At 59.3% G+C, this 24,997-nt stretch carries 26 protein-coding genes, 1 pseudogene and 1 riboswitch; of the genes and pseudogenes, 14 read left to right on the top strand and 13 right to left on the bottom strand.

The window, feature by feature from the left end; translation table 11 throughout:
• Positions 1–39 precede the first annotated feature (39 nt).
• Genes mdeB through AB4O01_RS03585 form a run of 5 tightly spaced genes read right to left on the bottom strand, consistent with a single transcriptional unit; the run spans position 40 to position 6,012 of the window.
• Positions 40–2,703, bottom strand: coding sequence for an alpha-ketoglutarate dehydrogenase (mdeB, locus tag AB4O01_RS03605; RefSeq protein ID WP_460090707.1), 2,664 nt, complete (start codon positions 2,701–2,703; stop codon positions 40–42).
• Positions 2,704–2,739: 36 nt separating this feature from the next.
• Positions 2,740–3,048, bottom strand: coding sequence for a putative quinol monooxygenase (locus AB4O01_RS03600; protein WP_095049901.1), 309 nt, complete (start codon positions 3,046–3,048; stop codon positions 2,740–2,742).
• Positions 3,049–3,075: 27 nt separating this feature from the next.
• Positions 3,076–3,729 (bottom strand): oxygen-insensitive NAD(P)H nitroreductase, encoded by a 654-nt coding sequence (gene nfsB, locus AB4O01_RS03595; RefSeq protein ID WP_093433370.1) that lies wholly within the window; start codon positions 3,727–3,729, stop codon positions 3,076–3,078.
• Positions 3,730–3,783: 54 nt separating this feature from the next.
• Entirely contained in the window at positions 3,784–4,956 is a 1,173-nt protein-coding gene (locus tag AB4O01_RS03590; RefSeq protein ID WP_460090706.1) for an L-dopachrome tautomerase-related protein, read from the bottom strand.
• Positions 4,957–5,004: 48 nt separating this feature from the next.
• Positions 5,005–6,012: a zinc-binding alcohol dehydrogenase family protein gene (locus AB4O01_RS03585; RefSeq protein ID WP_099758924.1), complete on the bottom strand. Its 1,008-nt coding sequence runs from the start codon at positions 6,010–6,012 to the stop codon at positions 5,005–5,007.
• A 110-nt stretch (positions 6,013–6,122) separates the two neighbouring features.
• Between AB4O01_RS03585 and AB4O01_RS03580 the strand changes: the two genes are divergently transcribed.
• From AB4O01_RS03580 to AB4O01_RS03540, 9 genes and pseudogenes are all read left to right on the top strand, one after another.
• Positions 6,123–7,016 carry a LysR family transcriptional regulator gene (locus AB4O01_RS03580; RefSeq protein WP_093433378.1) on the top strand — a complete coding sequence of 298 codons (894 nt, stop codon included), beginning with the start codon at positions 6,123–6,125 and terminating at the stop codon, positions 7,014–7,016.
• A 45-nt stretch (positions 7,017–7,061) separates the two neighbouring features.
• Positions 7,062–7,267, top strand: a riboswitch (cobalamin riboswitch).
• A 92-nt stretch (positions 7,268–7,359) separates the two neighbouring features.
• Positions 7,360–9,297, top strand: coding sequence for a TonB-dependent receptor plug domain-containing protein (locus tag AB4O01_RS03575; protein ID WP_460090705.1), 1,938 nt, complete (start codon positions 7,360–7,362; stop codon positions 9,295–9,297).
• Positions 9,297–9,656 (top strand): (2Fe-2S) ferredoxin domain-containing protein, encoded by a 360-nt coding sequence (locus tag AB4O01_RS03570; RefSeq protein ID WP_257358390.1) that lies wholly within the window; start codon positions 9,297–9,299, stop codon positions 9,654–9,656. The genes AB4O01_RS03575 and AB4O01_RS03570 overlap by 1 nt, the downstream gene beginning before the upstream one ends.
• Entirely contained in the window at positions 9,653–10,573 is a 921-nt protein-coding gene (locus AB4O01_RS03565; RefSeq protein WP_460090704.1) for an ABC transporter substrate-binding protein, read from the top strand. Before AB4O01_RS03570 ends, AB4O01_RS03565 begins: the two co-directional genes overlap by 4 nt.
• A 50-nt stretch (positions 10,574–10,623) precedes the next feature.
• Positions 10,624–10,827 (top strand): PLD nuclease N-terminal domain-containing protein, encoded by a 204-nt coding sequence (locus tag AB4O01_RS03560; RefSeq protein WP_007916127.1) that lies wholly within the window; start codon positions 10,624–10,626, stop codon positions 10,825–10,827.
• A 183-nt stretch (positions 10,828–11,010) separates the two neighbouring features.
• On the top strand, positions 11,011–12,072 hold the full coding sequence (locus AB4O01_RS03555) for an NAD(P)/FAD-dependent oxidoreductase (RefSeq protein ID WP_460090703.1): 1,062 nt from the start codon (positions 11,011–11,013) through the stop codon (positions 12,070–12,072).
• Positions 12,073–12,136: 64 nt separating this feature from the next.
• On the top strand, positions 12,137–12,619 hold the full coding sequence (locus AB4O01_RS03550) for a GNAT family N-acetyltransferase (protein ID WP_460090701.1): 483 nt from the start codon (positions 12,137–12,139) through the stop codon (positions 12,617–12,619).
• A gap of 19 nt (positions 12,620–12,638) precedes the next feature.
• Positions 12,639–13,348, top strand: a pseudogene (locus AB4O01_RS03545) (phytanoyl-CoA dioxygenase family protein).
• A gap of 36 nt (positions 13,349–13,384) precedes the next feature.
• Positions 13,385–14,926: a methyltransferase regulatory domain-containing protein gene (locus tag AB4O01_RS03540; RefSeq protein WP_460090700.1), complete on the top strand. Its 1,542-nt coding sequence runs from the start codon at positions 13,385–13,387 to the stop codon at positions 14,924–14,926.
• Between the two features lie 34 nt (positions 14,927–14,960).
• Here AB4O01_RS03540 and AB4O01_RS03535 read toward each other — a convergent pair whose 3' ends face one another.
• Positions 14,961–15,428 carry an anti-virulence regulator CigR family protein gene (locus AB4O01_RS03535; RefSeq protein ID WP_175559608.1) on the bottom strand — a complete coding sequence of 156 codons (468 nt, stop codon included), beginning with the start codon at positions 15,426–15,428 and terminating at the stop codon, positions 14,961–14,963.
• Positions 15,429–15,553: 125 nt separating this feature from the next.
• Between AB4O01_RS03535 and AB4O01_RS03530 the strand changes: the two genes are divergently transcribed.
• The 3 genes from AB4O01_RS03530 (at position 15,554) to AB4O01_RS03520 (ending at position 17,227) form a co-directional block, all read left to right on the top strand.
• Positions 15,554–16,015 carry a VOC family protein gene (locus AB4O01_RS03530; protein WP_460090699.1) on the top strand — a complete coding sequence of 154 codons (462 nt, stop codon included), beginning with the start codon at positions 15,554–15,556 and terminating at the stop codon, positions 16,013–16,015.
• 66 nt (positions 16,016–16,081) lie between these two features.
• Entirely contained in the window at positions 16,082–16,990 is a 909-nt protein-coding gene (locus tag AB4O01_RS03525) for an alpha/beta fold hydrolase (protein WP_093433401.1), read from the top strand.
• Positions 16,991–17,068: 78 nt separating this feature from the next.
• On the top strand, positions 17,069–17,227 hold the full coding sequence (locus AB4O01_RS03520) for a DUF2986 domain-containing protein (RefSeq protein ID WP_093433404.1): 159 nt from the start codon (positions 17,069–17,071) through the stop codon (positions 17,225–17,227).
• A 713-nt stretch (positions 17,228–17,940) separates the two neighbouring features.
• Here AB4O01_RS03520 and AB4O01_RS03515 read toward each other — a convergent pair.
• The 7 genes from AB4O01_RS03515 to AB4O01_RS03485 form a co-directional block, all read right to left on the bottom strand.
• Positions 17,941–18,657 carry a class I SAM-dependent methyltransferase gene (locus tag AB4O01_RS03515; protein ID WP_320336948.1) on the bottom strand — a complete coding sequence of 239 codons (717 nt, stop codon included), beginning with the start codon at positions 18,655–18,657 and terminating at the stop codon, positions 17,941–17,943.
• Between the two features lie 117 nt (positions 18,658–18,774).
• Entirely contained in the window at positions 18,775–19,206 is a 432-nt protein-coding gene (locus tag AB4O01_RS03510; protein ID WP_320336949.1) for an SRPBCC family protein, read from the bottom strand.
• Positions 19,207–19,271: 65 nt separating this feature from the next.
• The gene (locus AB4O01_RS03505; protein WP_095049886.1) at positions 19,272–19,658 is read right to left on the bottom strand and encodes a nuclear transport factor 2 family protein; all 387 of its coding nucleotides are present in this window, start codon (positions 19,656–19,658) and stop codon (positions 19,272–19,274) included.
• An 81-nt stretch (positions 19,659–19,739) separates the two neighbouring features.
• On the bottom strand, positions 19,740–20,483 hold the full coding sequence (locus tag AB4O01_RS03500) for an SDR family oxidoreductase (RefSeq protein WP_460090698.1): 744 nt from the start codon (positions 20,481–20,483) through the stop codon (positions 19,740–19,742).
• Positions 20,484–20,540: 57 nt separating this feature from the next.
• Positions 20,541–21,644 (bottom strand): alkene reductase, encoded by a 1,104-nt coding sequence (locus AB4O01_RS03495; RefSeq protein WP_460090697.1) that lies wholly within the window; start codon positions 21,642–21,644, stop codon positions 20,541–20,543.
• Positions 21,645–21,766: 122 nt separating this feature from the next.
• The gene (locus tag AB4O01_RS03490) at positions 21,767–23,023 is read right to left on the bottom strand and encodes a cation:dicarboxylate symporter family transporter (protein WP_460090696.1); all 1,257 of its coding nucleotides are present in this window, start codon (positions 23,021–23,023) and stop codon (positions 21,767–21,769) included.
• 112 nt (positions 23,024–23,135) lie between these two features.
• On the bottom strand, positions 23,136–23,561 hold the full coding sequence (locus AB4O01_RS03485; RefSeq protein WP_026000724.1) for a VOC family protein: 426 nt from the start codon (positions 23,559–23,561) through the stop codon (positions 23,136–23,138).
• Between the two features lie 157 nt (positions 23,562–23,718).
• Between AB4O01_RS03485 and AB4O01_RS03480 the strand changes: the two genes are divergently transcribed.
• Both AB4O01_RS03480 and AB4O01_RS03475 read left to right on the top strand, forming a co-directional pair.
• Entirely contained in the window at positions 23,719–24,597 is an 879-nt protein-coding gene (locus tag AB4O01_RS03480) for a LysR family transcriptional regulator (protein ID WP_099758913.1), read from the top strand.
• Between the two features lie 136 nt (positions 24,598–24,733).
• Positions 24,734–24,964 carry a hypothetical protein gene (locus AB4O01_RS03475; RefSeq protein WP_095049881.1) on the top strand — a complete coding sequence of 77 codons (231 nt, stop codon included), beginning with the start codon at positions 24,734–24,736 and terminating at the stop codon, positions 24,962–24,964.
• Positions 24,965–24,997: the final 33 nt, after the last annotated feature.

The raw sequence follows: 24,997 nt of genomic DNA, 5'->3' as shown, positions 1-24,997 counted from the left end.
TTGTTGGTTGATGAAAGACGCAACACAAGACGTGAAAACTCAGCAATTCCAGGGGGCTTCGGCGTCGGCGTCGATGCCGTATTTCGCCCGAGCCTCGGCATGTGCCTGCGGATCGAGCGAAGCAAGCGCCGCCAAAACGATGTGATAGCGATCCACTTCAAAGAAGCTGCGCAACGCCGAACGTGTGTCGCTGCGTCCAAATCCGTCGGTGCCCAGGCAGATGCACGGCGCCTGTAAATACGGCACCACCAATTGTGCATAGGCACGCACGTAATCACTGGCCGCCACGACTGGCGCGTGACCGGGCAGACAATGCAGCAGGTGACTCTGGCACTCGACATCGCCGCCGAACACTTGCTGACGCTGCACCTCGCGGGCATCCCGGGCGAGTTCGGAGAAGCTGGTCACGCTCCACACTTCGCTGCTGACTTGCCACTCTTGATCCAGCATATGTGCGGCGGCAATCACCTCGCGCAGAATCGCTCCCGAACCCAGTAAACGAACCGCCGGCACCCCCTCGCCATAGCGGGCATAGAGGCGCATGCCGCGAATCACGTCCGCGTGTTCGTCTGGTTCAAGTGAGGCCTGAACGTAGTTCTCGTTGGTTACCGTCAGGTAATAGAACTCATCCTCTTGCTGCTCCAGCATGCGCCGGGCGCCATGGTCGATGATCACCGCCGCCTCGCTGGCAAATGCCGGGTCGTAGGCGCGGCAGTTGGGCACAGTGGCTGCCATCAACTGACTGGAGCCGTCCTGATGCTGCAGTCCTTCACCCGCGAGCGTTGTGCGCCCCGATGTGGCGCCGATCAAAAAGCCTCTGGCGCGCTGGTCGGCGGCAGCCCAGATCAGGTCGCCAATGCGCTGAAAGCCGAACATCGAGTAGTAAATGTAGAACGGCAGCATCGGCTCGCCATTGACGCTGTAGGACGTCGCCGCAGCGATCCAGGAAGAAATCGCACCGGCTTCGGTGATGCCTTCTTCGAGCAGTTGGCCGTCGGTCGATTCCTTGTAATAGAGCAGCGCGCCGGCATCTTCTGGCTCGTACAACTGGCCGACGGATGAATAAATCCCGATCTGCCGGAACAGATTCGCCATGCCGAATGTGCGCGCTTCATCGGCGACAATCGGCACAATGCGCGGCCCCAATTGTTTGTCCCGGATCAGATGGGTGAACAGTCGCACCACCGCCATGGTCGTCGAGTTTTCACGCTCATCGGCCTTCAGCGCAAAACGGCCATAGCTGTCGAGCGGTGGCACTGCTATTGGTGCTGCCACACCGTTGCGCTTGGGCAAGTAACCGCCGAGTGCCCGTCGCTGCTGATGCAGGTATCGCAACTCGGGGCTGTCGTCAGCCGGTTTGTAGAAGCGCATTTCTGCCACGGCCTCATCATCCAGCGGCAAGGCGAAACGATCACGGAATGCCTTGAGCACCTCGATATCGAGTTTTTTCTGCTGGTGCGAGGTGTTGCGCGACTCGCCGATCTGGCCCATGCCGAAACCTTTCTTGGTTTTGGCGAGCACCACGGTTGGCCTGCCCTTGTGCTTGCGCGCGGCCTCGAACGCGGCATGCAACTTACGAAAGTCGTGACCGCCCCGGCGCAACGCGTCGATCTGCTCCGGGCTCATGTCTGCAACCAACGCCTGCAACTGCGGGTCCTGGTCGAAGAAATGGCTGCGGTTATACGCACCGTCATTGGCCCCCAGATTCTGGTACTCGCCATCCACCATCCCGGCGAAGTGGCGCAACAGTGCATGGCCGTCATCGCGGGCAAACAATGGGTCCCAGTCCGAACCCCACAGCACCTTGATCACATTCCAGCCAGCGCCGCTGAACAGTGACTCCAGTTCCTGAACGATTTGCCCGTTGCCGCGTACGGGGCCGTCGAGACGCTGCAGATTGCAGTTGATCACGAAGGTGACGTTGTCGAGATTCTCCCGCGCTGCCAGCGAAAGCGCGGCGATGGACTCCGGCTCGTCCATCTCGCCATCACCAAAGACGCCCCAGACATGCCGCCCCTCCGTCGAGGCAATCCCACGGTGCTGCAAATACCGCAGGAACCGCGCCTGGTAAATCGCATTGATCGGGCCAATACCCATTGAGCCCGTGGGAAACTGCCAGAAGTCGGGCATCAGCCAAGGATGCGGATAGGAACACAATCCGCCGCCCTTCACTTCTTGCCGGTAACGCTCCAGTTGCGACGCCTGCAAACGCCCTTCAAGAAAGGCCCGCGCGTACACGCCGGGGGCAGAGTGCGCTTGGAAGTAAACCAGATCACCGCGCCCGGCTTCGCTGTCCGCACGGAAAAAGTGATTGAAGCCGACCTCGAAAATTTCCGCCGCCGAGGCGTAACTGGCGATGTGACCACCCAATTCGCCATAGGCCTTGTTCGCCTTCGCCACCATGGCCAGGGCGTTCCAGCGAATGATCGAGGTGATGCGCTCCTCCATCACCAGATCCCCGGGATAAACCGGCTGCTGTTCGAGCGCGATGGTGTTCTGGTACAGCGAATACGCACTCGCCGTCGTTTGCACGCCGAGACGGCTGGCCTGCTCGGCCAGTCGCAGCAGCAAGAACCGCACGCGCGGTCTGCCGCCGACTTTCGCGACACCTGCCAGGGCTTCCAGCCACTCGTTGGTTTCAATGGCATCGATGTCTTCGTGAACCGGCGTACCGTGGGTTGGCCGTTGCGCGGTATCTTTCATGGCTGCACACCCTGACAGGTTGAATGGACGACTGGATCAGTTCGACACGTGCTCAAGAAATATCAGTTGCAACGGCTCTTCCAGCAGGTCATCCGCCGCGGCGGCAAAGCGCTTGAAGTAAGGCATGGCGAAATGCGCATCCAGTGCCGCCTGATCCTTGAAGGCCTCGCGCATGTAGAACGTGCCGCGCTGGTCGCGCAGTTCAAACAACACATAGTCGAGATTGCCCGGCTCTGCGCGTGTCGGCTCAACCAGCGCCAGCAAGCCTTCTTTCAAGGCCTGTTCCTGGCCTGACCTGGCCTTGAGCACGGCAATCGAGATCAATGTTTCTGTGGACTGGCTCATCTTCAATACTCCTGGGACCGGGTGCCTTCAGAGAAAGGTAAACAGCGACTGGGACGGCAAGCGGGACTTGGGCAGGCCTGCGTTGAAGTCTTCGCTGCTGTGATAGCCCAGGCTCACCACGACCAGACTGGTGAAGCCCTGTTCGCGCAGGCCCAGTTCACTGTCGAGGACTTTGCTGTCGAAACCTTCCATCGGCGTCGCGTCGATACCCAGCGAGGCGGCACCCAGCAGCAATGTGCCCAGCGCGAGGTAGGTCTGCTTTTCCATCCAGTGCTGCAGGTCTTTCTGATCGAAGCGATGCAGATCGACAAAACCGCGCCGTCCACGCTCCTGCCCTGCTCGCGCCTCGGCATTGTGAAAACGCCCGTCCATGGCTTCCTGAGCCAGCAACGCCTGCAGGTATTCCTCGGGCAGATGCGTGCGAGTGCAGAAGACGATGACGTGCGACGCGTTGAGTATTTTCGGCTGGTTGAAGCTGAACGGCCCCTGAGTACTGTGGGCGATTCGCGCCCGGCTCTGATCACTCTCGGCAACCACGAAATGCCAAGGCTGGGAGTTGACCGACGACGGGCTGTTGCGCAGTTGTTCCAGCAGCGACTCCAGTGTGTGCCTGGGGATCTTGCGGTCGGCATCGAAAACTTTTGTGGTGAAACGGCGCTTGGCCAGAGAAACGAGATCCATGATTGAACTCCTGATCTGAAAAGTGAAAACGTAGAACTCAATGCCGCTTGGAAATCAGCGCGTCGGCGCCGGCGCTGCGTCGATCTTCAGACGCATCAGGCTGTAAGGTTTTTGCCGCTGATCCTGCCCGGAACGGAATGCCGCCTGGCGGTGCAACTGGTTGGCGATGAAATACAGATAGCCGTCGGGGCCAATCGACAATGTGTCTGGCCAGAGCAGGCGCGGGTCGTGTACCAGCGTTTGCCATTGGCCGTCCGGCAGACGCTTGCGGATCGAGTTGTGCTCGTAATCGCCGGCATAGACGGCGCCGGCGGCGTCAGCCTCCAGACCATCGGACGCGCCCTTCTCCCCCAGATCCTGCACGGCGGCCGTCAGTTGCTGTTCACTGAAGTTGGCATCACGCAGCAACGCGGTGGAAACCGAATACAGGTGCCGACTCGACAGCGGTGTGAAATACAGTGTCTTGCCGTCCGCCGACAGCGCGATGCCGTCCGAGGCCACGCCCAGCGGTTTGCGCTTGCCGTCCGGACCTTCAACGGTGAGTGGCAGGCCTTCAACCACCGGGACAAAGGTCGGGTCAACCGAGGTCGCCGGCACACCGCTCAAGCGGCGCATGGCACTGCCGCTGGCGATGTCCATGACGATGATCGCGCCCGGTCCGCGCAGGGACGAGTCAGTGAGATAGACCGTTCCCTCCGGGCCTGTGCGAAAGTCGAAACGCATGTCGTTGACGTAGGTGCTCGGCAACATGACGTTGTCCGGGAACACCAGGCGTTTGACGATCTTGTTGCTGACCAGATCCACCGCGATCAGCTTCGCGCCTTTGGGTTTTGGGTCTGCGAAACCCGGCGCGGCGGTATCGAGCAACCAGACACGACCGCGCCCGTCGGCCACCACGCTCTGTACGCTGATCAGACCATCACTGGGATCGTTGAGGTTTTCCTGGTTGATCGCCGCGTTCGGGTAAGCCACGACTTTGCCGTCGCGGATCTCGCCCACGGTGAACGGCACGTTGTCGCCCCAACGCGGGAAGTTGACGAAGATTCGTCCGGTCTCGGTGACGGAAACGCCGGTGGGCATTGCGTCGTAGAACGCATGGACCTGTTCGAGCTTGCCGAAGGATCGGTCGGCGGGGGCATTGGCCGGCAACGGCACGGCGCTGATTGCATGGGCGAACGGCGCTGCCATGACCATGACCAATGCAGCAGAAAGCTTTTTCATACGCATGAGCTGCTCCTGACCGGCCCGCGTGCCGGCCCGTCTGAATGAGTGAAATCAGAAACCTTCGAGTACCAGTTTGCCTCGGGCCTTGCCGCTCTCGACCAAGGCATGGGCACGGCGCATGTTTGCCGCGTTGATCGCGCCAAAATGTTCACCGACGGTCGTTTTCAAAATGCCCTGGTCAATCAGATCGCTGACGCGATTGAGCAGGTGATGCTGCTCAATCATGTCCGGGGTTTCGTACAGCGAACGGGTGAACATCAGCTCCCAGTGCAGCGAGAGCGACTTGCGCTTGAGCGGCATCACGTCGAGGCTTTCAGGATCGTCGATCACGCCCAGACGCCCTTGTGGTTGGAGCACTTCAATCAGCTGCGCAAAATGCTCCTCGGTATGGGTCAGGCTGGCGACATGGCTGACCTCGTCGATGCCCAGTGCCTGCAACTGTGCGAGCAGCGGCTGACTGTGATCGATGACGTGATGCGCGCCCAATTGCCGGACCCAGTCAGCCGTTTCCTGCCGTGAGGCGGTGCCGATGACGGTCAGCCGCGTCAACTGTCGGGCCAATTGCACCAGCATCGAACCGACGCCGCCCGCTGCCCCCGTGATCAACAGGCACTTGCCCTGCCCTGAACCTTCGGTGACACCGAGACGGTCAAACAACAGCTCCCAGGCGGTGATCGAGGTCAACGGCAATGCCGCGGCATCCGCAGCACTTAACGAACGCGGTTTGTGCCCGACGATTCGCTCGTCCACCAGGTGAAATTCGCTATAACTGCCGGTGCGGGCAAGGGAGCCTGCGTAGAACACTTCGTCGCCAGGCTGAAACAGCGTCACTTCAGTCCCGACCTCGCGGACGATGCCGGCGGCATCCCAGCCGAGGATTTTCGGTTCTTTGGTGAAAGTGCCGGCGCGTACTTTGGTATCGACCGGATTGACCGACACCGCACGAACTTCTACGAGCAAATCCCGGGGGCCGGGAGTTGGCACCGGAAGGTCGATGTCCTGCAACGATTGCGGATCTTCAATGGGCAAAGCGTGTTGGGTGAAGGTGATGGCTTTCATGGAAACTCGCTGTCTGAAGAGCTGATGTGCTCGCTTGCCGCCATCTTCGACTTCCCAAGCACAAAGAAAAACCAGCAGAATGCGCCAACACTTTCACTTCAGGAGTGAAAATGATCCGCATCGATGATCTTGGTTTGTTCACCCGCAGCGCCGCGCTGGGCAGCTTCACAGCTGCCGCCCATGAGGCGGATTTATTGCCCGGTCAGGTTGCCGCGGCGATCAAGCGTCTGGAGCGTGAGCTGGACGTGCGCCTGTTTGCGCGCACCACCCGCAGCCTGCGATTAACCGCCGAGGGCGAGCAATACTTGCCCACTGCCCACTCGGTGCTGGAGGCGCTCAAGCAAGGCAAGGAAAACCTGCGCGGTGAAAACGCCACGTTGCGCGGCGTGTTGCAAGTGACGGCGCCGTCCGATCTGGGGCGCAACATTTTGCTGCCGTGGCTCACACTGTTTCGCCGCCAGCACCCGGAACTGACCTTGCGCTTTTCCCTGTCGGACCAGATGGCCGACTTGTTTCGTGACCCGGTAGACGTGGCGATTCGATACGGCTCGAATGAAGATGCCAACTACGTGGCGCTGCCGCTGGCACCGTGGAACCGGCGGGTGCTGGTCGCCGCACCGGAATACGTGGAGCGCCACGGATACCCGCAAACGCCGGATGATCTGCACAACCACGCTTGCCTGCTCTACCAGCAAGGCGGCCGGATCTACGACAAGTGGAGTCTGGGCAGTGAAACGATCCAGGTCTCGGGACCGATGTTCAGCGACGACGCCGACATCGTGCGCCGCTGGGCGTTGAGCGGCGAAGGCATCGCCAACAAATCCTGGCTGGACGTCAGTGCAGACGTGATCGCAGGGCGACTGGTCGTGCTACTGAAGGATTTTCCCGGCAATGCCTCACCGTTGAGTCTGGTGTGCCCGCATCGCAAGCAGATCACCCCGGCGGTGTCTCAGCTTTATGCGTGGTTGAGTGGCCAGTTTGTCGCTCTGGAACGTATCCAATAGCTCCCCTGGTGGTTGCCGCATTGACGAGACGCTCCTCGAATGTTCAGATGCCGGCCAGTTTCAGGTGTCCCATGCCGCCGTGCATGGGGTGAAACGGGAAACCGGTACGTTCTTTTCGAACAAGTCCGGTGCTGCCCCCGCAACGGTATGCGCGTGATGTTTTCAATACACCACTGTGGCCAGACGGCCATGGGAAGGTGAAAACCTCTATACGCGCGAGCCCGGAGACCGGCCTGGAATTTCGTTTGGCAAAATCCTGCGGTGGGCGGGCATGGGCCGGTATTGGCTGTGCGCGATGCCTTCTCTTGCATGCTCTTCTGCGAAGATCCTTTTCGAGAAGACAATGATTCGACCTTTCAACACTTCTGCTCCAACCCTGTTCCTTGGCTGCCTGTTCAGCCCGCTGCTACTGGCCGACGACGCGCCGCTGGAACTCAATCAACAAATCGTTACTGCACCGTCAGTGGAATCCACCACCGTCGCCGAGATGGCCAGATTCGGCAGCAAGGTCGAAATCGTCAGCCGCGAGCAGATCGAACGCGCCGGCCCCAGCGCCGATGTCAGCCGCGTGATGCAGATGTTCATTCCAGGCTTGTATGTGGCGCCGAAAAACGGCCCTTTCGACTACGGCACGTATTCGCTGCTCGGCGGGCGCAACGACGACACGCTGATCCTGCTCGACGGCGTGCGCCTGAACAATCGCCTGTACGGCGGCCTCTATCTGGACACTCTGCCGGCCAACGCCATCGAACGCATCGAAGTGCTCAAGGGTGGGCAGAGCCTGTTGTTCGGCACCCAGGCCGTGTCCGGCGTGATCAACATCGTCACCCGCAGCCCGCAATCGCGCAAAGCCGCCGGCGAGGTGAATCTGGGCGTCGACAGCTTTGGCGGCACCACCGAAGACGCCCGCGTCGAGAATATCTTCACTAACGGTTTCGGCGACCTCGGTTTGCTGGCGTACGTCAGCCATAACGTCTCCGACGGTTACCAGCCCTATCGCAACCGCGACATGAAAAACGATTCCGGCAAGGATCGCGCCTACGAAGTCACCACGTTCGGCGGCAAGGCGATTCAGTCATTCGGCGATGATTCGCGGCTGGAGCTGTTTTACCAATACGCCGACGCCAACCTCGATTTCGCCCGCCCGGTCGACAACCACAAGACCACTAACGACCGCGTGCAGCAGATCGCCACGGCGACCTTCGAGCAGACCGTCAATGAGCGCCTGAGCTACTTCGTCAAAGGCCATATCAACGACTGGGACACGCGTTATACCCGCGTCAACAACGTGGAGGGCGGCGGCACCAAAGTAATCAATCACAACGACTATTGGGGCTTCACCGATTGGGGTGTGCAGGCCGAAGGCAAGGCTGAATTGCCCGGCGGCCATGTGCTGGTGTTTGGCACCGACAACCAGTGGTTCAAGGGCCAGGACGATGTGCTGATCATCGATAACGACAAGGCCGAAGCCCACGCTTTCTACACGCAACTGCGCCCGCAGATCGACGCCCTGCCCGACTGGCACCCGAGCATCGGTGTGCGTCACGAGGCCATGAGCGGCGGCGACAGTGCCACCGTCGGCATGCTCACTTCGCTGTATGACCTCAATGACAATTGGTCGGTGCGCGGCCAGTACGGCAGCGCCTACAAACTGCCAAACGCCGAGCAATTGTTCGTCAATGAACCGGGCGACGAGATCGGCAATCGCAACCTGAAGCCGGAAAAAAGCCGCAATGCGGAGCTGGGTGTCGACTACAAAGGCTTTCTGCTCGACCGCGAATTCAGCGCCAGCGTGACCCTGTTCAAACGCAAGATCGACGACTTGATCACCCTCGACGACATTCAATGGGTCAACGGTGAAGGCCAGGTGCGTATGCGCGGTTTCGAGGCCGACGCCAAACTCGCGCTCAACGATCAGTGGAGCCTGCAAGCGGACATGACCCGCAACCTCACCGAATCGCGCAGCGGTGTAACCCTCAACGATATCCCGAGCTTCTTCGCCCGTTCACACGTGGGTTATGAATCGGAAAATCGCCTGTGGGGTGCCGGCGGTGCGATCCGCTATATCCGCGACATCAAAAGCTCGAAGCAAGTCGAGTACGGTAACTATTCCGTGGTCGACGCCGACGCTTATCGCTACCTCGACAACGCTCATCAGCACCGAGTGAGCCTGCTGGTGGAAAACCTGTTCGACCGCGATTACGTCACCAGCCGTTCGAGCAACGTCGACAACCTCGGCCGGCCGTTCACCTCCGAAGTGCGCTACACGTACCGCTTCTGATGAGTGAAATCAAAACCGTCGACGGCGTCGACACGCACCCGGACTGGTCAAATGTGCCCGAGCATGCGCGCCATGTATTCCTCTGCACCGGCCCGCGTTGCACCCAGCGCGGCGCCTTGCAATTATGGAAAACCCTGCGCCGGCATTTGCTCGCGCACGATCGCATCGAGACGCCGGATGGCGTCTTGCTGACGCGTACGCACTGCCAGTTTCCGTGCAATCTGGGGCCGATTGTAACGGTGTATCCGGAGCGCTGCTGGTATGGCGTGCGCAGCCATGAAGATGTGCAGCGGCTGGTCGAGGGGCATCTGGTGGGCGGTGAAGTGGTTGCGGATTTGCTGATCAAGGTGCAGACATGAGATCGATTCTGTACGTACTTGGCGCCCTGCTCTGCTCAATGCCTGTACTCGCCGACAGCTACCGCAATTGCGGCGAAGAATGGAGCGCCGATCAATCTTCGCGCATCGTCGCGCTCAATCAGCATGCGGCCGATCTCGTCCTCGCACTGGGTGCCGGGCCAGCGCTGGTCGGCGTGGCGTATCTGGATGACACCGGTGCCGGTCAGCGCCAAGCCGAGTATTTCGGCGTACCGGTAATCGCGCGGCAGTACCCGGCCAGCGAAGTGCTTTACGCTGCGAAGCCGGATCTGGTGATCGGCGGTTTTGCCACGGCGTTCGGCGACGGGGTGACCTCGCGCTCGGGGCTTGCGCGCAATGGCGTGGGTACGTATCTGCTGGAATCCGCCTGCAACGGGCACTCGCTGGATTATTTCGCGCATGTGCGCAATGACTTGCTGACCTTGGGCAAGCTGCTGCACCAGCAGCAAAAAGCCCAAGCATTGATCGACTCCATGGAAAAGGACATTGCCAGCGCCCGAGCCTTGGCCGGTGTAGGTAAACCGTTGTCCGTGTTCTATCTCGACAGCGAAGTCAAAGGTCTCGACAGCGAAGGTCGACGTGGCTTTGTCACCCAGCTGTTGGCCGCTGCCGGTGCGCGCAATGTGTTTGCCGACATCAACCTCTATCGAGTGACCGTGAACAGCGAAACCCTGCTGGCCAGCGACCCGGACGTGATCCTGCTGGCCGACGCCGAATGGTCGCCCGCCCGCCGCAAACGCTACCTGTTGGCCCACGACCCGGTCCTCTCGCAACTGCGCGCGGTGCGCGAGAACCGCATCATCGACATCCCGTTCACCCACCTGCTACCGACCTTCAACAGCGGTCGGGTGGCGCTGGAGCTCGCTCGCCTGCTCAATGCCCTGAATAAAAATAAATGAACCCGCCGCACCCTACGCCACCTAACGAACAGACCATCAGGAGGTAGCCAATGCAAATCGAAACCGTGTGGATCGTACTGGCGGCAGTTCTTCTGCTAATCGAACTCTGGGCCATCAATCGGGTGCGCAAGAGCGAGGGGAAAGCGAGCAATAAGGGTGTGTGGATTGTGCTGATCGTGTTTGTGCCGTTGTTCGGGTTGATTGCCTGGGCGCTGGCGGGGCCCAAGCATGTCAGTCAGCATTCGGCGTCGTAACCTGATCCTTGATCCATAGCGACTGAGCATCCGTCACGGACCGGCAGGCCTAATGCCCGCCGGAGATATGCTTGCTTAACCCGTTGCCAGCGTACGAGCCCGGCTTTTGGCCGGGCTTTTTTCTGGTTGCTCGCTGCGTCTCCCTGCTGCAGGATCAGCCGATCGACAACAGGGAATGTTGAAATGAACCAGGCAACACATCGACGAATTGTGGTGGTGGGTGCGGGCATCGTCGGCGCCTCGCTTGCGTATCACCTGTCTGGCAGAGGTGCGCAGGTCACGTTGATCGAGGCCGGCGAGATCGCGAGTGGCGTGACGGCAAGCTCTTTCGCCTGGATCGCTGCCACGCACGCCGGCGCTGAGCCGATTGCGCAATTGCGCGGTATGGCCATAGAAGCCTACCAGCGACTCGAAACCGAGCTGCCGGATTTGCAGATTCGCTGGACCGGAGCGCTGTCGTACAGCGAATCAGCAGAGTATCCGGCGTCGGCGACATTGTTATCGTCTGCCGAAGTGCTTGCCCGCGAGCCCAACCTGAAAAATCCCCCATCCTGCGCGTTATTTCTTGCTGAAGAAGGCGCACTCGACGCCGTGCAGGCCACCCACGCCTTGATTGCCGGCGCCCAGGCGCTGGGGGCGCAATTGCTCACGCAAACCCGAGTGACCGCTTTCAAAACCTGCAACGCAGATGTCACCGGCGTTGAAACCACAGCGGGCACGTTTGATGCTGACCTTGTTGTGCTTGCTGCGGGGACTGGCACCCGACAGTTAACACAGATGCTCAACGTCTCCCTGCCCATCGACGCCTCGCCCGCCATTTTCATCCGCTACCAGACCCAACCGGGCCTCGTTAAAGGCATCATTTCCAGCCCTGTCATGGAAATTCGGCAAAGCGCCGACGGCACGTTGCTGGCCGCTGAAGATTATCTGGGAGAGGCGCCGGGCAACTCGCCGACTGACATCGCCCGGCAAACCGCCGAAGCCATACAGAGTGAACTTCACGGTGTGGTTTCCATTGCGCCGCAAACCGTCGCCGTCGGGCTTCGGCCCATGCCCGCTGATGGCCTCCCCGTTGTCGGTTACTTGCCTGGGGTCGGTGGAGTTTACGTTTGCGCGATGCATCCCGGTGTGACGCTGGCGGCAATCGTCGGGCGCCTCGTCAGTGAAGAGCTGATGGATCACCAGTCATCTGCTGCCCTTGCACCGTGCCGCCCAGAGCGTTTTTTCAGAATTGCGGCAAAGTGACAAACAACGCTGCTCTTACCCGCTGAGAACCTGCGGCAATATCTACAACAAAGAGATTTTTATCATGGAAGAAGTCATCAACTATCGCATTGCCACTGCTGACGATGCGCCGGTAATGAGCGAATTGGGCCAACTGCTCAACTCGGTACACCACGCCGCTCGCCCCGATATCTACGCCGCCGCCACCGAAGATTTTGCCCGCGATTTGCCGCACTGGACCGGGGTATTCGAAAAGCCTGGCCAGATCGTCTTCATCGCCAGCGCCGGTGAACGGCCCGTGGCGTTCATTACGGCCATCCTGTCCGCCAGTTCCGGCCCGCTGATGCAACCGCAGAATGTGGTGCGCATCGGCTCGGTGTGTGTCGCCCAGCCGTTCTGGGGCAAAGGCATTGGCCGCGCACTGATTCAACGGGTGAAAGACTGGGCTATCGAGCAAAATGCTCAGGACTTGCGCCTGACGGTATGGCCATTCAACGAGCGCGCGGTACGCATGTATGCCGAGTTCGGCTTCGAAACCCGTGCCCTGGAGATGGGCGTGCGTTTGTGAGGAGCGGACACGTCCGATCATGAATAACCGTGAACAGCTCCTTCAACAAGGTTTCGCCCTGCTCCGTCACGCCATACCCGCCGAGTGGCTGGACGACCTGCGCCAGGCGTTCGATGCGGGTGTGCTGCCGTCAGATCGCTGGCCCGTGCCACGAGGTCAGGACTGGCGCCATTCGCTGTTGGATGAGCATGCGACCGTGCGCACGGTGTGCCGCTTGCCAACGGTGTTGGCCGTGGTCGGTGAGCTGATCGCCGAGCGCTTCTTCCTGTCCCAGGTTGAGGGTCGCGAACCGCTTGCGGGGGCGGCCATCAGCAGCTGCATCGCGACTTGTCCGCGCAACGCCCCGGCGACTGTGCGGTGGCCCTGGCTTTTTTCGATGACTATGGTGCCGACAACGGCGCGACCCGCCTCGTCCCCGGCAGCCATCGCCCGGCGCCGGGAGCGCCACCGGTAGACGTCAATGATGAGTCGGGGTCAGTCCAGCTCACGGGCCGTGCGGGCGATATTCTGGTGTTCGATGTCGACCTGCTGCATGCCGGCAGCCGAAACCTGCTGGGTGGCCGCCGGCGTTCGATACTGATCAACTATTGGGCCGAGCCGCTGTACGCGTCTCACCTTCAAACGGTGGCTCTGCGAAATATCCGCATGGACCCTATCGAATGGTTCGATCCTGCCGACAACATCCTGATGGACACCGAGGGGTTTAACGGCACAAGTTTCCCCGTATAAAAGCCACTTTCTATTACGATTCAAGAGGCTGCACCCATGAGCAACGCCTGGAACGAAGGTTATTTCACCGACGAAGGCTACACCTACAGCTATAGCCGGGAAATCAATCCGGTTTTCCAGCGTTACTGCCTGTTGTTGCGCGGCGTTGCCGGTCTGGACAATCCCGACGGTTATCACTGTGAACTCGGCTTTGGCCAGGGTGTGTCGATCAATATCCACGCCACGGCGAGCCCTGCCGGCTTCGTCGGGACCGACTTCCACCCCGGTCAGGCGGCCCATGCCATTGAGCTGGCAGAACTCAGCAACAACGGCGCAAAACTCTATGACGAAAGCTTTGAGCAACTGCTGGCGCGCCATGATTTGCCGCAATTCGACAGCATCAGCCTGCACGGCATCTGGACCTGGGTCAGCCGTGACAACCAGAAGCTGATTGTCGAATTCGCTCGGCGCCACCTCAAACCGGGTGGTCATCTGTACGTCAGTTACAACGCATTCCCGGGCTGGTCGCCTGCGGCGCCGTTGCGCCAATTGTTCAGCCTGCACGACCGCTTCGCCAATCACTCGACGCGGGCGGATCAGCGCATCGACGCCGCGTTGCAGTTTTCCGAAGCGCTGCTGGCGGCCAACCCCAAGTACGCCATCGCCGCGCCAAGTCTGGGCGCCCGACTGCAGACCATCAAAGGTCAGGACCGCCAATACGTCGCCCACGAATATTTCAATCGCGACTGGAACTGCATGTATTTCGCCGACATGGTGGATGCGCTGGCCCCGGCCAAGCTCGATTACGTCACGACAGCGGTGCCGCTGGATTCGGTTGATGCACTCAATCTGAGTGCCGAAGCCCTGACCTTTCTCGACGGTATCGAGCACCCGGTGATGCGCGAGCAGGCACGTGACTACTTCGTCAATCAGTCTTTCCGTCGTGATCTGTACGTGCGGGGTGCCAACCGGCTCTGCGCCGCCGAGCGTCGGGCGCGCATGCTCAAAACGCGTTTTGTCCTCATGCAACCAGCAGAAAACGTAGCGTCCAGCGTCACCGGCCCCGCTGGCGAAGCGTCTTTGCAAGCGGAAATCTACGGCCCGCTGCTTGATGCCCTCGCGGGCCAGACGTATGAAGCCAAAACGATGCAGCAGTTATTCGATGCGGTGTCGCCAATCGCCTATGACGATCTGGAACAGGCGCTCGCCATCCTGGTCGGCATGGGTGCGGTAGCCCCGTGCCAGAGCGAAGCCGCCGAGGCGCGGGTGTACGAACGCTGCGCCGCGTTCAACCTGCAACTGTGCAAGCGCGCGCTCTTCAACGCCGACATTCAGGTGTTGAGCAGCCCGGTCACCGGCGGTGGCGTCATGGTCAGCCGCTTCCAGCAACTGTTCCTGATTGCAATCCGCCAGGGCAAACAGCACCCGGCGGAGTGGGCGCAACTGGCGTGGAGCGTCATCGCTGAACAAAACGAAGTGTTGGTCAAGGACGGCAAAACGCTGACCACCGCCGAAGCCAACATCGCCGCACTGACCGAGCAAGCCCAGGCGTTTGCCGAGCAATCGCTGATCGTGCTGAGCGCTTTGAAAATCGTCTGATCGGGGTAGGTGGTGCGCAGCGGGGCAGGAAATCTTAATCAAACGCCCCGTTGAGCACCTCGTAAATCAGGCCGGTGGCCAGCGCAACCAATATCAGATCCGTGCCCGCCTGCTGCCATTCGTAGCCATCGTAATGCGGCAGATGACCGGCCAAACGCCCATCGAGCTTTTTCGCGATACCGGGCGGCAATGGCTTGCCGCGTGCAAGATTCTTTTGAATGCCCGGTGGTAGCGCAGGCCCCGGACTCCAGTAGTCGCGGTAGCCACCAACTATCCCGAGCACATTGCCGCGATCGATATTTGGGCCATGACTCCAGTCACCACCCGAGTTGTTGCCCTTGTTGCCGTTACCTTTCTGGTTACCGTGGCCCTGCACATTCTGCGAATTACCTTTGCCATTGCCCTGGCCCTTGCCATTACCGGGATCAGCCAATGCCATCGCCGAGCTGAAAACCAGCGCAAGAGAGGAAATCGTTGCAATCAACGTGCGTGACTTGTTCATGCGGCGCGCCTTCATGGTGGGTTGCTCCTGTGTCATCTTGACGTTACACATCAGCTTAGTTTATTCCGGCTGACCGATCGTCGATTACGCCCAGCCCATCGACACTGCCTGACAGGAGCTATTTCATGGATTTGAAGTTCAGCCACATCGACGTACTGGTCAAAGACCTTGAAGAAGCCTGTGCCTATTACGCGCAGATCCTTCAGGCGCGGATCTCCACAACGCAGACCTGGAATCGCGGGGGTCTGCACGTACGCTATGCCGTGGCGTTGATCGGTCAGGAACGCTTTATGCTGGTCCAGCCGCTGGCGGGGAATCTCAAGGAACTGTTGGATACGGTGGGCGAAGGCATGATTTACCGTCATTGCTACACGACCCCTGATATCGAGTTGGCCTACGACGAACTGCTCGCCAACGGAGTTCAGCCGGAAGACGAGAACGGCCAGCCGTTGGCCCGCGAGAACCTGCAATCGCCCTCCGGAACCCGCATCATCTGGTTGCCCAAGCGCTTCGGGCATTTCTCGATCGAAATTCTCGAAGAGAAGGCGCTGGGGGCATTTATCGAGGCGGCGTTTGCTTGCGGATGAAACTCCGCCGCCCCTGATCGATACGTCTACGCTCTCTCCATCGCCACCACGCCTGGAGACTTCGCCATGACCCGCCTGCTGCTGACTGGCTTCGCCCTGCTCGCCCTGAGTTTCCAGGTCCACGCCGACATCACCCCCTTCCCCGCCACCTTCCACACTCAGGACATCAAAGTCGAAGGCGCGACAATGCATGTGCGAGTTGGTGGCAAGGGTCCGGCCGTGGTGCTGTTGCATGGCTTCGGCGATACCGGCGATATGTGGGCACCGCTGGCGGCGGATCTGGCCCGCGACCACACCGTAGTGGTGCCGGATCTGCGCGGCATGGGTTTGTCATCGATTCCGCAGGACGGTTACGACAAGAAGACCCAGGCCGGCGACATTCGTCAGGTGTTGAGCGCGCTGAAGATCGAACATTCGGTGGTCATCGGGCATGACATCGGCACCATGGTCGCGTTCGCCTATGCCGCGCGCTATCCCGAGCTGACCGAGCGCCTGGTGGTGATGGATGCGCCCGTACCCGGCATCACACCGTGGAACGACATCGTTCGTTCGCCGATGCTCTGGCACTTCGACTTCGGCGGCGCGGACATGGAGCGTCTGGTTGCCGGACGCGAACGCATCTACCTCGACCGTTTCTGGAACGAGTTCGCCGGCACCCCGGCCAAAATCGATGAAGGCACCCGCCAGCATTACGCCAAGCTCTACGCCCGCCCCGGCGCCATGCACGCCGCTTTTGCCCAGTTCCGCAGCATTCGTCAGGACGCCCTCGACAACGCCCCCGTTCTGCAGAAACACCTGGCCATGCCGGTGCTCGCCGTGGGCGGTGAAAAGTCCTTTGGCAACAACGAAGCAATCGTCATGCGCAATGCCGCGGACAACGTTACCGAGGTGGTGATTCCGGCAGCCGGACACTGGTTGATGGAAGAGGCGCCGGCACCGACCATCAAGGCAGTGCGCGACTTTATCGCAATGTGAAGAATGGGCATTGCCTTGGCCCGACGCTTACGTCAGGATTCGCCCCTTTTGCGCGCAAGAGCAGGCCGGACAGAAAACATGAATCGTCAAAAGAAACTGCAGCAGTTGTTCAAGGAAAAGGCCAAGAAGGCCAGCGCCAAACTGGCGCCGAAAAAGCCCAAGTACATCAGCAAGGCTGAGCGGGCGAAACTGGAGGCTGAGGCGGCGGTGGAATCAACCGATACCCGCGAGAGCTGATCCCTGCCCTACAAGAACGGCGCAATATTCGCCAGCGCCCGCTCAATGTAGCGGTCTTTCTCCGCCACCGGCGCCACGCGTTTCGCTGACCGGGCCGGGTGGTCGTTTTTTTTCTGCCCGTTTTGCGCGTTTACCGACCAAATTTACGACACATTTATTTTTATGCTTGCGCCTATTTCGGAGCCAGACTCACGATGACAAATAGCTCGCCAAACTATGAAAAAAATCATATTAAACTGATGAGATTTCATATCACCCTGGCATTATTCTATTTCCTCATCTGCTCACTTTCTGCATGGCTATGCATGATTGATAAAAGCACCTCAATAGGCATACCTGTGTTTTGCGCAGCAGCCGTTTTCGTCCATTTACTGCTTGCCTATGGAAGCAGAAACCGACTTGAGTCTTCGAGAAAAGCATCAGAGTTCATAGGTGCGTTATTGATGTTTGGTTTTCCAATAGGCACGTTGTTGGGGTACTTCTTCTTGCAATGCACAATATGGCAGGATCCGGAACAAAAACATTAATAGGCTTGTGAGAACGGACATGTGAGCGGTTCTCCTTTTCTGCGCCGATACTTTTACGACGCCGAGTTGAACCTCTCCGGTGCACCGGCCCTGTGCAAGTGCTATGGGCTGACCAGGGAACAATGGATCGAACGCCGACGGTGACGTTAATGGCATGTCTGAGCGCACCTTGCGAGCCAGTCCGCATCAAGAAGGCGTTTTACACGCCAGCCAAGCCCCCCAGAACAAACTGCTGAAAAACCGCGTCGCCTCGCCAAAACCGGCCTCATGCAACAGTGCCTGAACCGCCGCTTCGGAATGCGGCGGGTCAGCGCCTTGCAGAATCTTGCCCAGCTTGGCCTTCACCTCCTGCGCACTGGCGCCCTGCTGCCGCCAACGCTGCCCCCACGCCTGGAGCATTAATGGCTGACTGGCATAGGCGTAATGGTTGCCGGCGACAATCAGCGGCGCGCCCGGTTTGAGCCGCGCCTGAATCGCTTGCAGGATCTGGCGCTTGGGCTCATCACCGTTCAGATGATGGAGCACGCCGATCAACGTTGCCGCATCAAATGAGGCAGCAGCCGGCAGATCTTCGACGTGGCCGAGATGCACCTGGGTTCGGTGCAGCAAGTCGTTGGCCTGCAGTTGCGCTGTCGCGGTTTCCAGCATCGGTACGGAAGGGTCGACTGCGGTGAAATGCCATTGCGGCTCCAGCGCCGCCATCGCAATGATTTCCTGCGCCGTACCGCCAGCGCCGACCACCAGTATGTTGGCCGGACGCGAACCCAGGCTCGCCGCCAACATGCAGGCCGCCAGATCATGACAGGCGTCGTAGCCGGCCAGCGCGATCCGGCTTTGGCGGGCGTATTCGCTGGCGCGGGAAGTGTCGAATTTTTCTGCGGGGCTGGTCGAGGTTTGGCTCACGGCAATGCTCCTGGTTTTTCGAGCACGCTACGCCGAAGAGCGCGAGAGGGAAAATTCATTCGCTTCATGCCCCGCATTCCTTGCGGGAATGCGGGGCATGTGAACCTGGGTTTTGTATTACCGAGCAAGCAGCGCCTGCAGCCCACCATGGCCGTCGACGATCAGGCTGCGAATCAGTGCCTGATAGTGCTCGGCACTGTTCGGTTCTCGAAGATCGAAACTGGCCAGCCAACTGACCAGTGTTCTGTCCTGGCCTGACAAAGCAACCAGTTCCACGCTGGCCACGTAGTTGTCCAGCGGTAAGGGCGACTCTTCAAAACGGTAGGACAGCCTCAACGCCGAGTCATCAACCGACAACAAGCGCTCTCTGACAACGGCGCCATCGCTCAACGTGAGCGTGCGAATGCAGCCCACAATCTCGGGACCTGCGCCTTCGATATGACTGTCCACAATCGAAGGGTGCCAGTTCTTGATCTCGCCAAACTGCTTCACCACGTTCCAGACCTGTTGTGCAGCGCCTTCCACGACAGCGGAAAACTTAACCTTCATCTCGTATCCCCTTGTAATTGATCATCCGCCGATCCCGGCAACGGACTACCGGGATCGACCGAGACTCAGGCCTCGAACTGGTGATAAACCTTGGCGATGACCTTCCAGACGCCGCCAATTTTGATCAGGGTCAGGTAGTCGTTGTAGTCAGCACCGATCGCATCGGTTTCCATGTCCACGCGCACCACTGCGGTGGTCGGTGTGATCGCCAGCACGTCAAGACGTGTGCTGATTTGCGGGGCAGCACCGTTTTTCTCGACGAAATCAAACAGGTTCTTGATCGGGCCGCCGAGTAATTCGCCGTTGGTGAAACCGTACATCACCGCCTCTTTATGGAAGGCTTGAGCAACGCCTTGAGCATCACCGACCCGAAGACCTTCGACGTATTGATTGGCGGTGGCGATGACAGCGGTGTATTCGGCGGTCGGTACAGCCTTGATGTTCTTCGACATGGTTGTTTCCTTTCGTTGGGGGTGAGTTACAAAGGCCACCGGAAGCCAAGGCTGGCACCCGGTGGCTGCAGCAGCCAACACTCACCAGTCCTGGCGCGTCGGCGAAATGATGAGGTCGTTGACGGTGACGTTTTCCGGCTGGTTGAGCGCATAGATCACCGCACGGGCAACATCGTCAGGCGCGATGGCGATGCGGTTGAGTTCCTGGGCGGCCTTGCGCCCTTGCAGATCACTGACCTTGTCCGCCCAACCGGTATTGATAACGCCGGGGCTGACCGTGTTGACGCGGATGCCATGCTGTACGCCCAGTTCCTTGCGCATGGACTCGGTCATGGCCTGCACAAAAAATTTGGTAGCGCTGTAAACACCCGCCGCCGGCCCGACCTGATGGCCGGCCACCGAGTCCATATTGAGGATCTGCCCGGACCGCTGCTCCAGCATCACAGGCAGCACTGCCGCGGTAGCGTTGAGATAACCCTTGATGTTCACGTCGATCATCTTTTCCCAATCCTCCACGACCAGATCGACCCAATTGGAGAACAGCATCAGCCCGGCGTTATTCACCAGAATGTCGACACCGCCATAGGTGTCCTGCGCGAACCTGGCGAGTGCTCTGGTTTGCTCAAGCCGGGTCACATCAGCAGTAAAAGCGACCACGTCATGGCCGGCCTCACGCAACTCGGCGACGAAAGCCTGTAAGCCCTTTTCGTCCAGCGCAGCGACAACCACACGAACCCCTTGTGCCGCCAGCGCACGCGTCGTGGCCGCGCCGATACCGGAAGATGCACCGGTGACGATGGCGACTTTGTTGTGTAGATAATTCATGTTTCGTTCCTCTTTGCAGTGAATGCGATTGCGCCCGGTCGGTGTCAGGGTTGCCATTCAGGCGTTAGCGGTTGGCCAATCGATGTAGCCTTTCGCGCCACCGCCGTAGTAACTCTCACGCGGGGCAATGGTCAGTTCGAGACCATGGCGCAAGCGCTCGACCAGGTCGGGGTTGGCAATAAACAAACGCCCAAACGCCACCGCATCGATACGGCCCTGCGCCCGACGCTCAAGCGCCATCGCCAGGTCATAGTTGTTGTTGCCAATGAACGCGCCGTCGAACTGCGCACTCAGCGCGTCAAGATCCACGCCCGCAGGAACGCTGCGAGAAGTGGCCGTGGCGCCTTCGACGAAATGCAGGTAGGCCAGATTGAATCGATTGAGTTGCTGGATCAGGTAGCCGTAAGTCGCCATGACGTTGCTGTCGGGCGGCGTATTGCCGGCATCGGGCGTTACCGGAGACAGGCGGATACCGACACGGTCGCTGCCCCAGATGGACGCCACCGCTTCCGTCACTTGCAGCGTCAGCCGCGCACGGTTCTCGATGGAGCCGCCATAGAGGTCCGTGCGCTGATTGGTCGAATCACGCAGAAACTGGTCGAGCAGATAACTGTTGGCCGAATGCACTTCGACGCCATCGAAGCCGGCTCGCTTGGCATTCTCGGCGGCGAGTTTGTACTGCTCGATGATTCCGGGAATTTCCGCGATCTCAAGCGCGCGAGGCATCGATACTTCGACAAAACCTTTCTCGGTATACGTGCTGCCCTCAGCCTTGATGGCCGAGGGTGCGACCGGCGCTTCGCCATTGGGCTGCAACTCGACACTGGAAAAACGCCCCACGTGCCACAGCTGGCAGACGATTTTTCCGCCGGCCGCGTGCACCGCATCGGTGACTTGTTTCCACCCGGCGACCTGCGCTTGCGACCAGATGCCCGGCGTCATCGCATAGCCACGTCCCTGAGCGGAAATGTTCGTCGCCTCGGCGATGATCAAACCTGCACTCGCACGCTGAGCGTAGTAAGTCGCATGCATTTCATTCGGTACGCCGTCGTCGGCCATCCGGCTGCGCGTCACGGGGGCCATGACAATTCGATTGGCCAATTGCAGCGCGCCCATCTGCATGGGCGAAAAAAGGTCGGTATCAACAGCGTTATCAATCATAAGCACTCCTATTCAATAGACCGGTCGTCTAGTAAAGCAACCCAAAAAAAACGCCCCTGCGCCAGCGGGCGTGCACTCGTTATCGGTGCGGTTTTAAACGTGAGGGTCCGACGCTTGAAGGCTCACACTTCGGCAGCGGGATGAACACCTGACGGTTCAAGCGCTGCCCTTTCCCACTTGGCAATCACCAGCGGTGCGATGGCATTGCCCAATACGTTCAGCGTGGTCGTACCGCTGTCGATGATCCTGAAAATACCCGCGATCAATGCCACGCCTTCCAGGGGCAGACCGGCCGAAGCCAACGTAGCGGAGAGGATGATGATGGCAAACCCGGGCACCCCCGCCGCGCCTTTGGACGTCAGGACCATCGTCACCACTAGCAGGATCTGCTGCGACAGCGACAGGTCGATGCCATAGAGCTGCGCGACGAAGATCGTCGCGACGCCGAGGAAGATCGAAGCGCCATCCAGATTGAATGCATAACCCACCGGCACCACGAAACTGACGATCCGCCGCGGTACACCGTAGCGCTCCAAACGGCTCATCAACTGCGGCATGACGGCGGCGGATGCGGCACTTGAGAACGCCAGAATCAATTCACTGCGGAAGTAGCGAATCAATTTGAAAATGTTCTCCCCAATCAAGTAGCAAATGCCGCCGAGTATCACCAGAGCGAACACAATCAGCGCCAGATAAACCACCCCGATCAACTTGAGCAATGGCAACAGCGAGGCAAAACCAAAGGTCGCGACCGTGGCGCCAATCATGCCGAAGACACCAACCGGCGCGTAGGCCATGACAATAGAGACCACTTTGAACATCGCATCGGAAATGCTCTGAACCACCGCGATGGCTGGCGCACTTTTTTCTCTTGGCAGCGCATTCAAAGCGAGGCCGAACAGCACGGCGAAGAACAGTACCGAGAGCAATTTCGCTTCCGACATCGCCACCAGAACATTATCCGGCACGATGTTCTGCACGATCACCAGCGCGCCTTTCGAGGGTTCCATGCTGATCGATGCCGTGCCATGCGACAGGCCGGAAATATCGGTGCCGCTACCCGGTTCAAAGAGGTTTGCGAAACACAAGCCGATGACAATGGCCAGCGCGGTAATAGCAAAGAAATAACCCAGCGACTTGATGCCCATGCGGCCAAACGACTTGTTATCGCCACCGCCAGCGATGCCCAGAATCATGCAACAGAAGACAATCGGTACAACCACCATCTTCATCATCTTGATAAAGATGTCACCGAGGGGCTTGAGGATCTCTGTACTGACCCACGTTTGATATTGCGGATGGGTATTGAAATACCAACCGACGAGCACGCCAAGCAACAGCCCGGCAACGATTTGCCACACCAGGGGAATACGTTTCATGTCTAGCCTTTTTGTTGGAAGGAAAGGTCTGCGTCAGCGGCAGTTGCTAGAGTCATGAGCTTCCAGCTCACTAGGGACCAAATGGCACAACCGGGTTGTGCCATGACGGTTGTCACTTGGCGAAGAGCTGGCTCATATCCTTGAACGCCTTGAACTCCAGGGCGTTACCGCAAGGATCAAAGAGGAACATGGTGGCCTGCTCACCCACCTGCCCTTGAAAGCGGATGTAAGGTTCGATCACAAACTCGGTGCCAAAGGACTTCAGACGTTCGGCCAATGCTTCCCACTGTTGCCATCCCAAAATGATGCCGAAGTGCGGAACAGGGACGTCGTGACCGTCGACCGGGTTGCTGTGAACGCTTTCCTGGGACGCGGTTTTCGGGTGTTCATGAATCACCAGTTGGTGGCCATAAAAGTCGAAATCGACCCACTGAGTACTGGAGCGCCCTTCTTCAAGACCAAAGACTTCACCGTAAAAGGTGCGCGCTGCAGCCAGATCGTAAACGGGGATAGCGAGGTGAAAAGGCGAGAGGCTCATCAGAAACTCCAATCATGTTTTTGTTGGTTGGTGAACATTCCTGCCGTCATCGGCGCCTTGGGTTCAGCCGCTGCCGGGGGATGGGAAACATCCTAGGGCGGAAAACCAAACATAAAAATCAATATATATTTCTTAGAAACACAATTAATATTTGTGAATGATCAAAGAACTGAAGACACTCATCGCCGTAGCACGCGAAGGTACTTTCGCTGCAGCCGGCAACAGGATCGGCCTCACGCAGGCTGCCGTCAGCGCCCAGATCCAGCGCCTGGAAGCCGAACTCGGCTTCGAGCTTTTCGACCGAAAGGGGCGCTCGGCACACCTCAACAGAATGGGCCACCAGATACTGCTGCAAGCGCAAGAACTGCTCAGGCTCTACGACAGCCTCGGCTCGACAACGGTGGGGCTGCCGCCCAGCGTGCTGGTCAACATCGGCGCCATTGCGTCGGTGCAGCGCTCTTATCTACCCGATGCACTCGCGAAGTTTCACCAGCACTGCCCGCAGTGCAGATCCCGGATCGTTCCGGGGTTGTCGATGGAACTGGTCAACCTGGTGGATGCTGGCGAGATCGACATGGCCGTGATCATCCGACCACCCTTCTCACTGCAAAGTGATCTGCGCTGGACCACGCTGGCGCTGGAGCCTTACCGGTTGATCGTGCCACGCGATGTGCCGGGCGATGACTGGACCCAATTGCTTTCCAGCCAGCCATTCATTCGATACGACCGCTCTTCCTTTGGCGGCAGGCAGGTCGACCGCTTTTTACGGCAGATGCATTTCACCCTGCACGAGGTCTGCGAGCTGGATGAACTGGAGGCAATTATCAAACTGGTCGAAAACGGTGTCGGCGTGGCGCTGGTGCCGCAGACGGCGCCCGACTTTGCCTGGCCTGCCGGCGTCCGGGTGCTCGACCTCGGTCAGCACACGTTCCACCGTGATATCGGGCTGGTGCACCGATCGCGCCAGACCTTCACCGAACCTGTACGGATGCTGGCCGAGCTGATCAGTGCGCAGGTCAAGATCGGCTATGACTGAGTGCAGGGTTGCGCCTTCACAAAGCACAGCCATTAACCGCATCAATAACAACCATTGATTCAATGAAGTTCTCTTATCAATAGCACGGCGTAACATCGGCTCCAGACCTGACCACTACCCCAAGGAGCACACACTCATGAAACGCCAAGCCCTTCTCAGCATCGCTTTCTCATTGTTCGCCCTGAACGCTGTTGCCGCTCCCGCGACTCAAACCGATCCGCTGTTCAGCGACGCAGTAGCCGCCGCCACCCAGACTGATCCGCTGTTCAGCGATGCCGTTGCCGCCGCCACCGAAACCGACCCACTGTTCAGCGATGCCGTTGCCGAAGGGGGTTCCGACCGTTTGCTCGAACGCCGCGCCGTCTGAATGCAGCGCTTTACCGCCGTCACCGAATAAAGG

It is taken from the genome of Pseudomonas sp. S2_E02 (assembly GCF_054668355.1).
Note: the sequence above shows the minus strand (reverse complement) of the source record. Positions and strands in the feature narration are given on the sequence as shown.

Coding starts and splice junctions, on each gene's coding strand:
- AB4O01_RS03475 (WP_095049881.1), top strand. CDS start 24,734: ATGAAACGCCAAGCCCTTCTCAGCATCGCTTTCTCATTGTTCGCCCTG.
- AB4O01_RS03525 (WP_093433401.1), top strand. CDS start 16,082: ATGACCCGCCTGCTGCTGACTGGCTTCGCCCTGCTCGCCCTGAGTTTC.
- AB4O01_RS03555 (WP_460090703.1), top strand. CDS start 11,011: ATGAACCAGGCAACACATCGACGAATTGTGGTGGTGGGTGCGGGCATC.
- AB4O01_RS03570 (WP_257358390.1), top strand. CDS start 9,297: ATGAGTGAAATCAAAACCGTCGACGGCGTCGACACGCACCCGGACTGG.
- AB4O01_RS03580 (WP_093433378.1), top strand. CDS start 6,123: ATGATCCGCATCGATGATCTTGGTTTGTTCACCCGCAGCGCCGCGCTG.
- AB4O01_RS03500 (WP_460090698.1), bottom strand. CDS start 20,483: ATGAATTATCTACACAACAAAGTCGCCATCGTCACCGGTGCATCTTCC.
- AB4O01_RS03485 (WP_026000724.1), bottom strand. CDS start 23,561: ATGAGCCTCTCGCCTTTTCACCTCGCTATCCCCGTTTACGATCTGGCT.
- nfsB (WP_093433370.1), bottom strand. CDS start 3,729: ATGGATCTCGTTTCTCTGGCCAAGCGCCGTTTCACCACAAAAGTTTTC.
- AB4O01_RS03535 (WP_175559608.1), bottom strand. CDS start 15,428: ATGAACAAGTCACGCACGTTGATTGCAACGATTTCCTCTCTTGCGCTG.
- AB4O01_RS03530 (WP_460090699.1), top strand. CDS start 15,554: ATGGATTTGAAGTTCAGCCACATCGACGTACTGGTCAAAGACCTTGAA.
- AB4O01_RS03520 (WP_093433404.1), top strand. CDS start 17,069: ATGAATCGTCAAAAGAAACTGCAGCAGTTGTTCAAGGAAAAGGCCAAG.
- AB4O01_RS03560 (WP_007916127.1), top strand. CDS start 10,624: ATGCAAATCGAAACCGTGTGGATCGTACTGGCGGCAGTTCTTCTGCTA.
- AB4O01_RS03510 (WP_320336949.1), bottom strand. CDS start 19,206: ATGAAGGTTAAGTTTTCCGCTGTCGTGGAAGGCGCTGCACAACAGGTC.
- AB4O01_RS03585 (WP_099758924.1), bottom strand. CDS start 6,012: ATGAAAGCCATCACCTTCACCCAACACGCTTTGCCCATTGAAGATCCG.
- AB4O01_RS03600 (WP_095049901.1), bottom strand. CDS start 3,048: ATGAGCCAGTCCACAGAAACATTGATCTCGATTGCCGTGCTCAAGGCC.
- AB4O01_RS03575 (WP_460090705.1), top strand. CDS start 7,360: ATGATTCGACCTTTCAACACTTCTGCTCCAACCCTGTTCCTTGGCTGC.
- AB4O01_RS03540 (WP_460090700.1), top strand. CDS start 13,385: ATGAGCAACGCCTGGAACGAAGGTTATTTCACCGACGAAGGCTACACC.
- AB4O01_RS03490 (WP_460090696.1), bottom strand. CDS start 23,023: ATGAAACGTATTCCCCTGGTGTGGCAAATCGTTGCCGGGCTGTTGCTT.
- AB4O01_RS03550 (WP_460090701.1), top strand. CDS start 12,137: ATGGAAGAAGTCATCAACTATCGCATTGCCACTGCTGACGATGCGCCG.
- AB4O01_RS03505 (WP_095049886.1), bottom strand. CDS start 19,658: ATGTCGAAGAACATCAAGGCTGTACCGACCGCCGAATACACCGCTGTC.
- AB4O01_RS03590 (WP_460090706.1), bottom strand. CDS start 4,956: ATGCGTATGAAAAAGCTTTCTGCTGCATTGGTCATGGTCATGGCAGCG.
- AB4O01_RS03565 (WP_460090704.1), top strand. CDS start 9,653: ATGAGATCGATTCTGTACGTACTTGGCGCCCTGCTCTGCTCAATGCCT.
- AB4O01_RS03495 (WP_460090697.1), bottom strand. CDS start 21,644: ATGATTGATAACGCTGTTGATACCGACCTTTTTTCGCCCATGCAGATG.
- mdeB (WP_460090707.1), bottom strand. CDS start 2,703: ATGAAAGATACCGCGCAACGGCCAACCCACGGTACGCCGGTTCACGAA.
- AB4O01_RS03480 (WP_099758913.1), top strand. CDS start 23,719: ATGATCAAAGAACTGAAGACACTCATCGCCGTAGCACGCGAAGGTACT.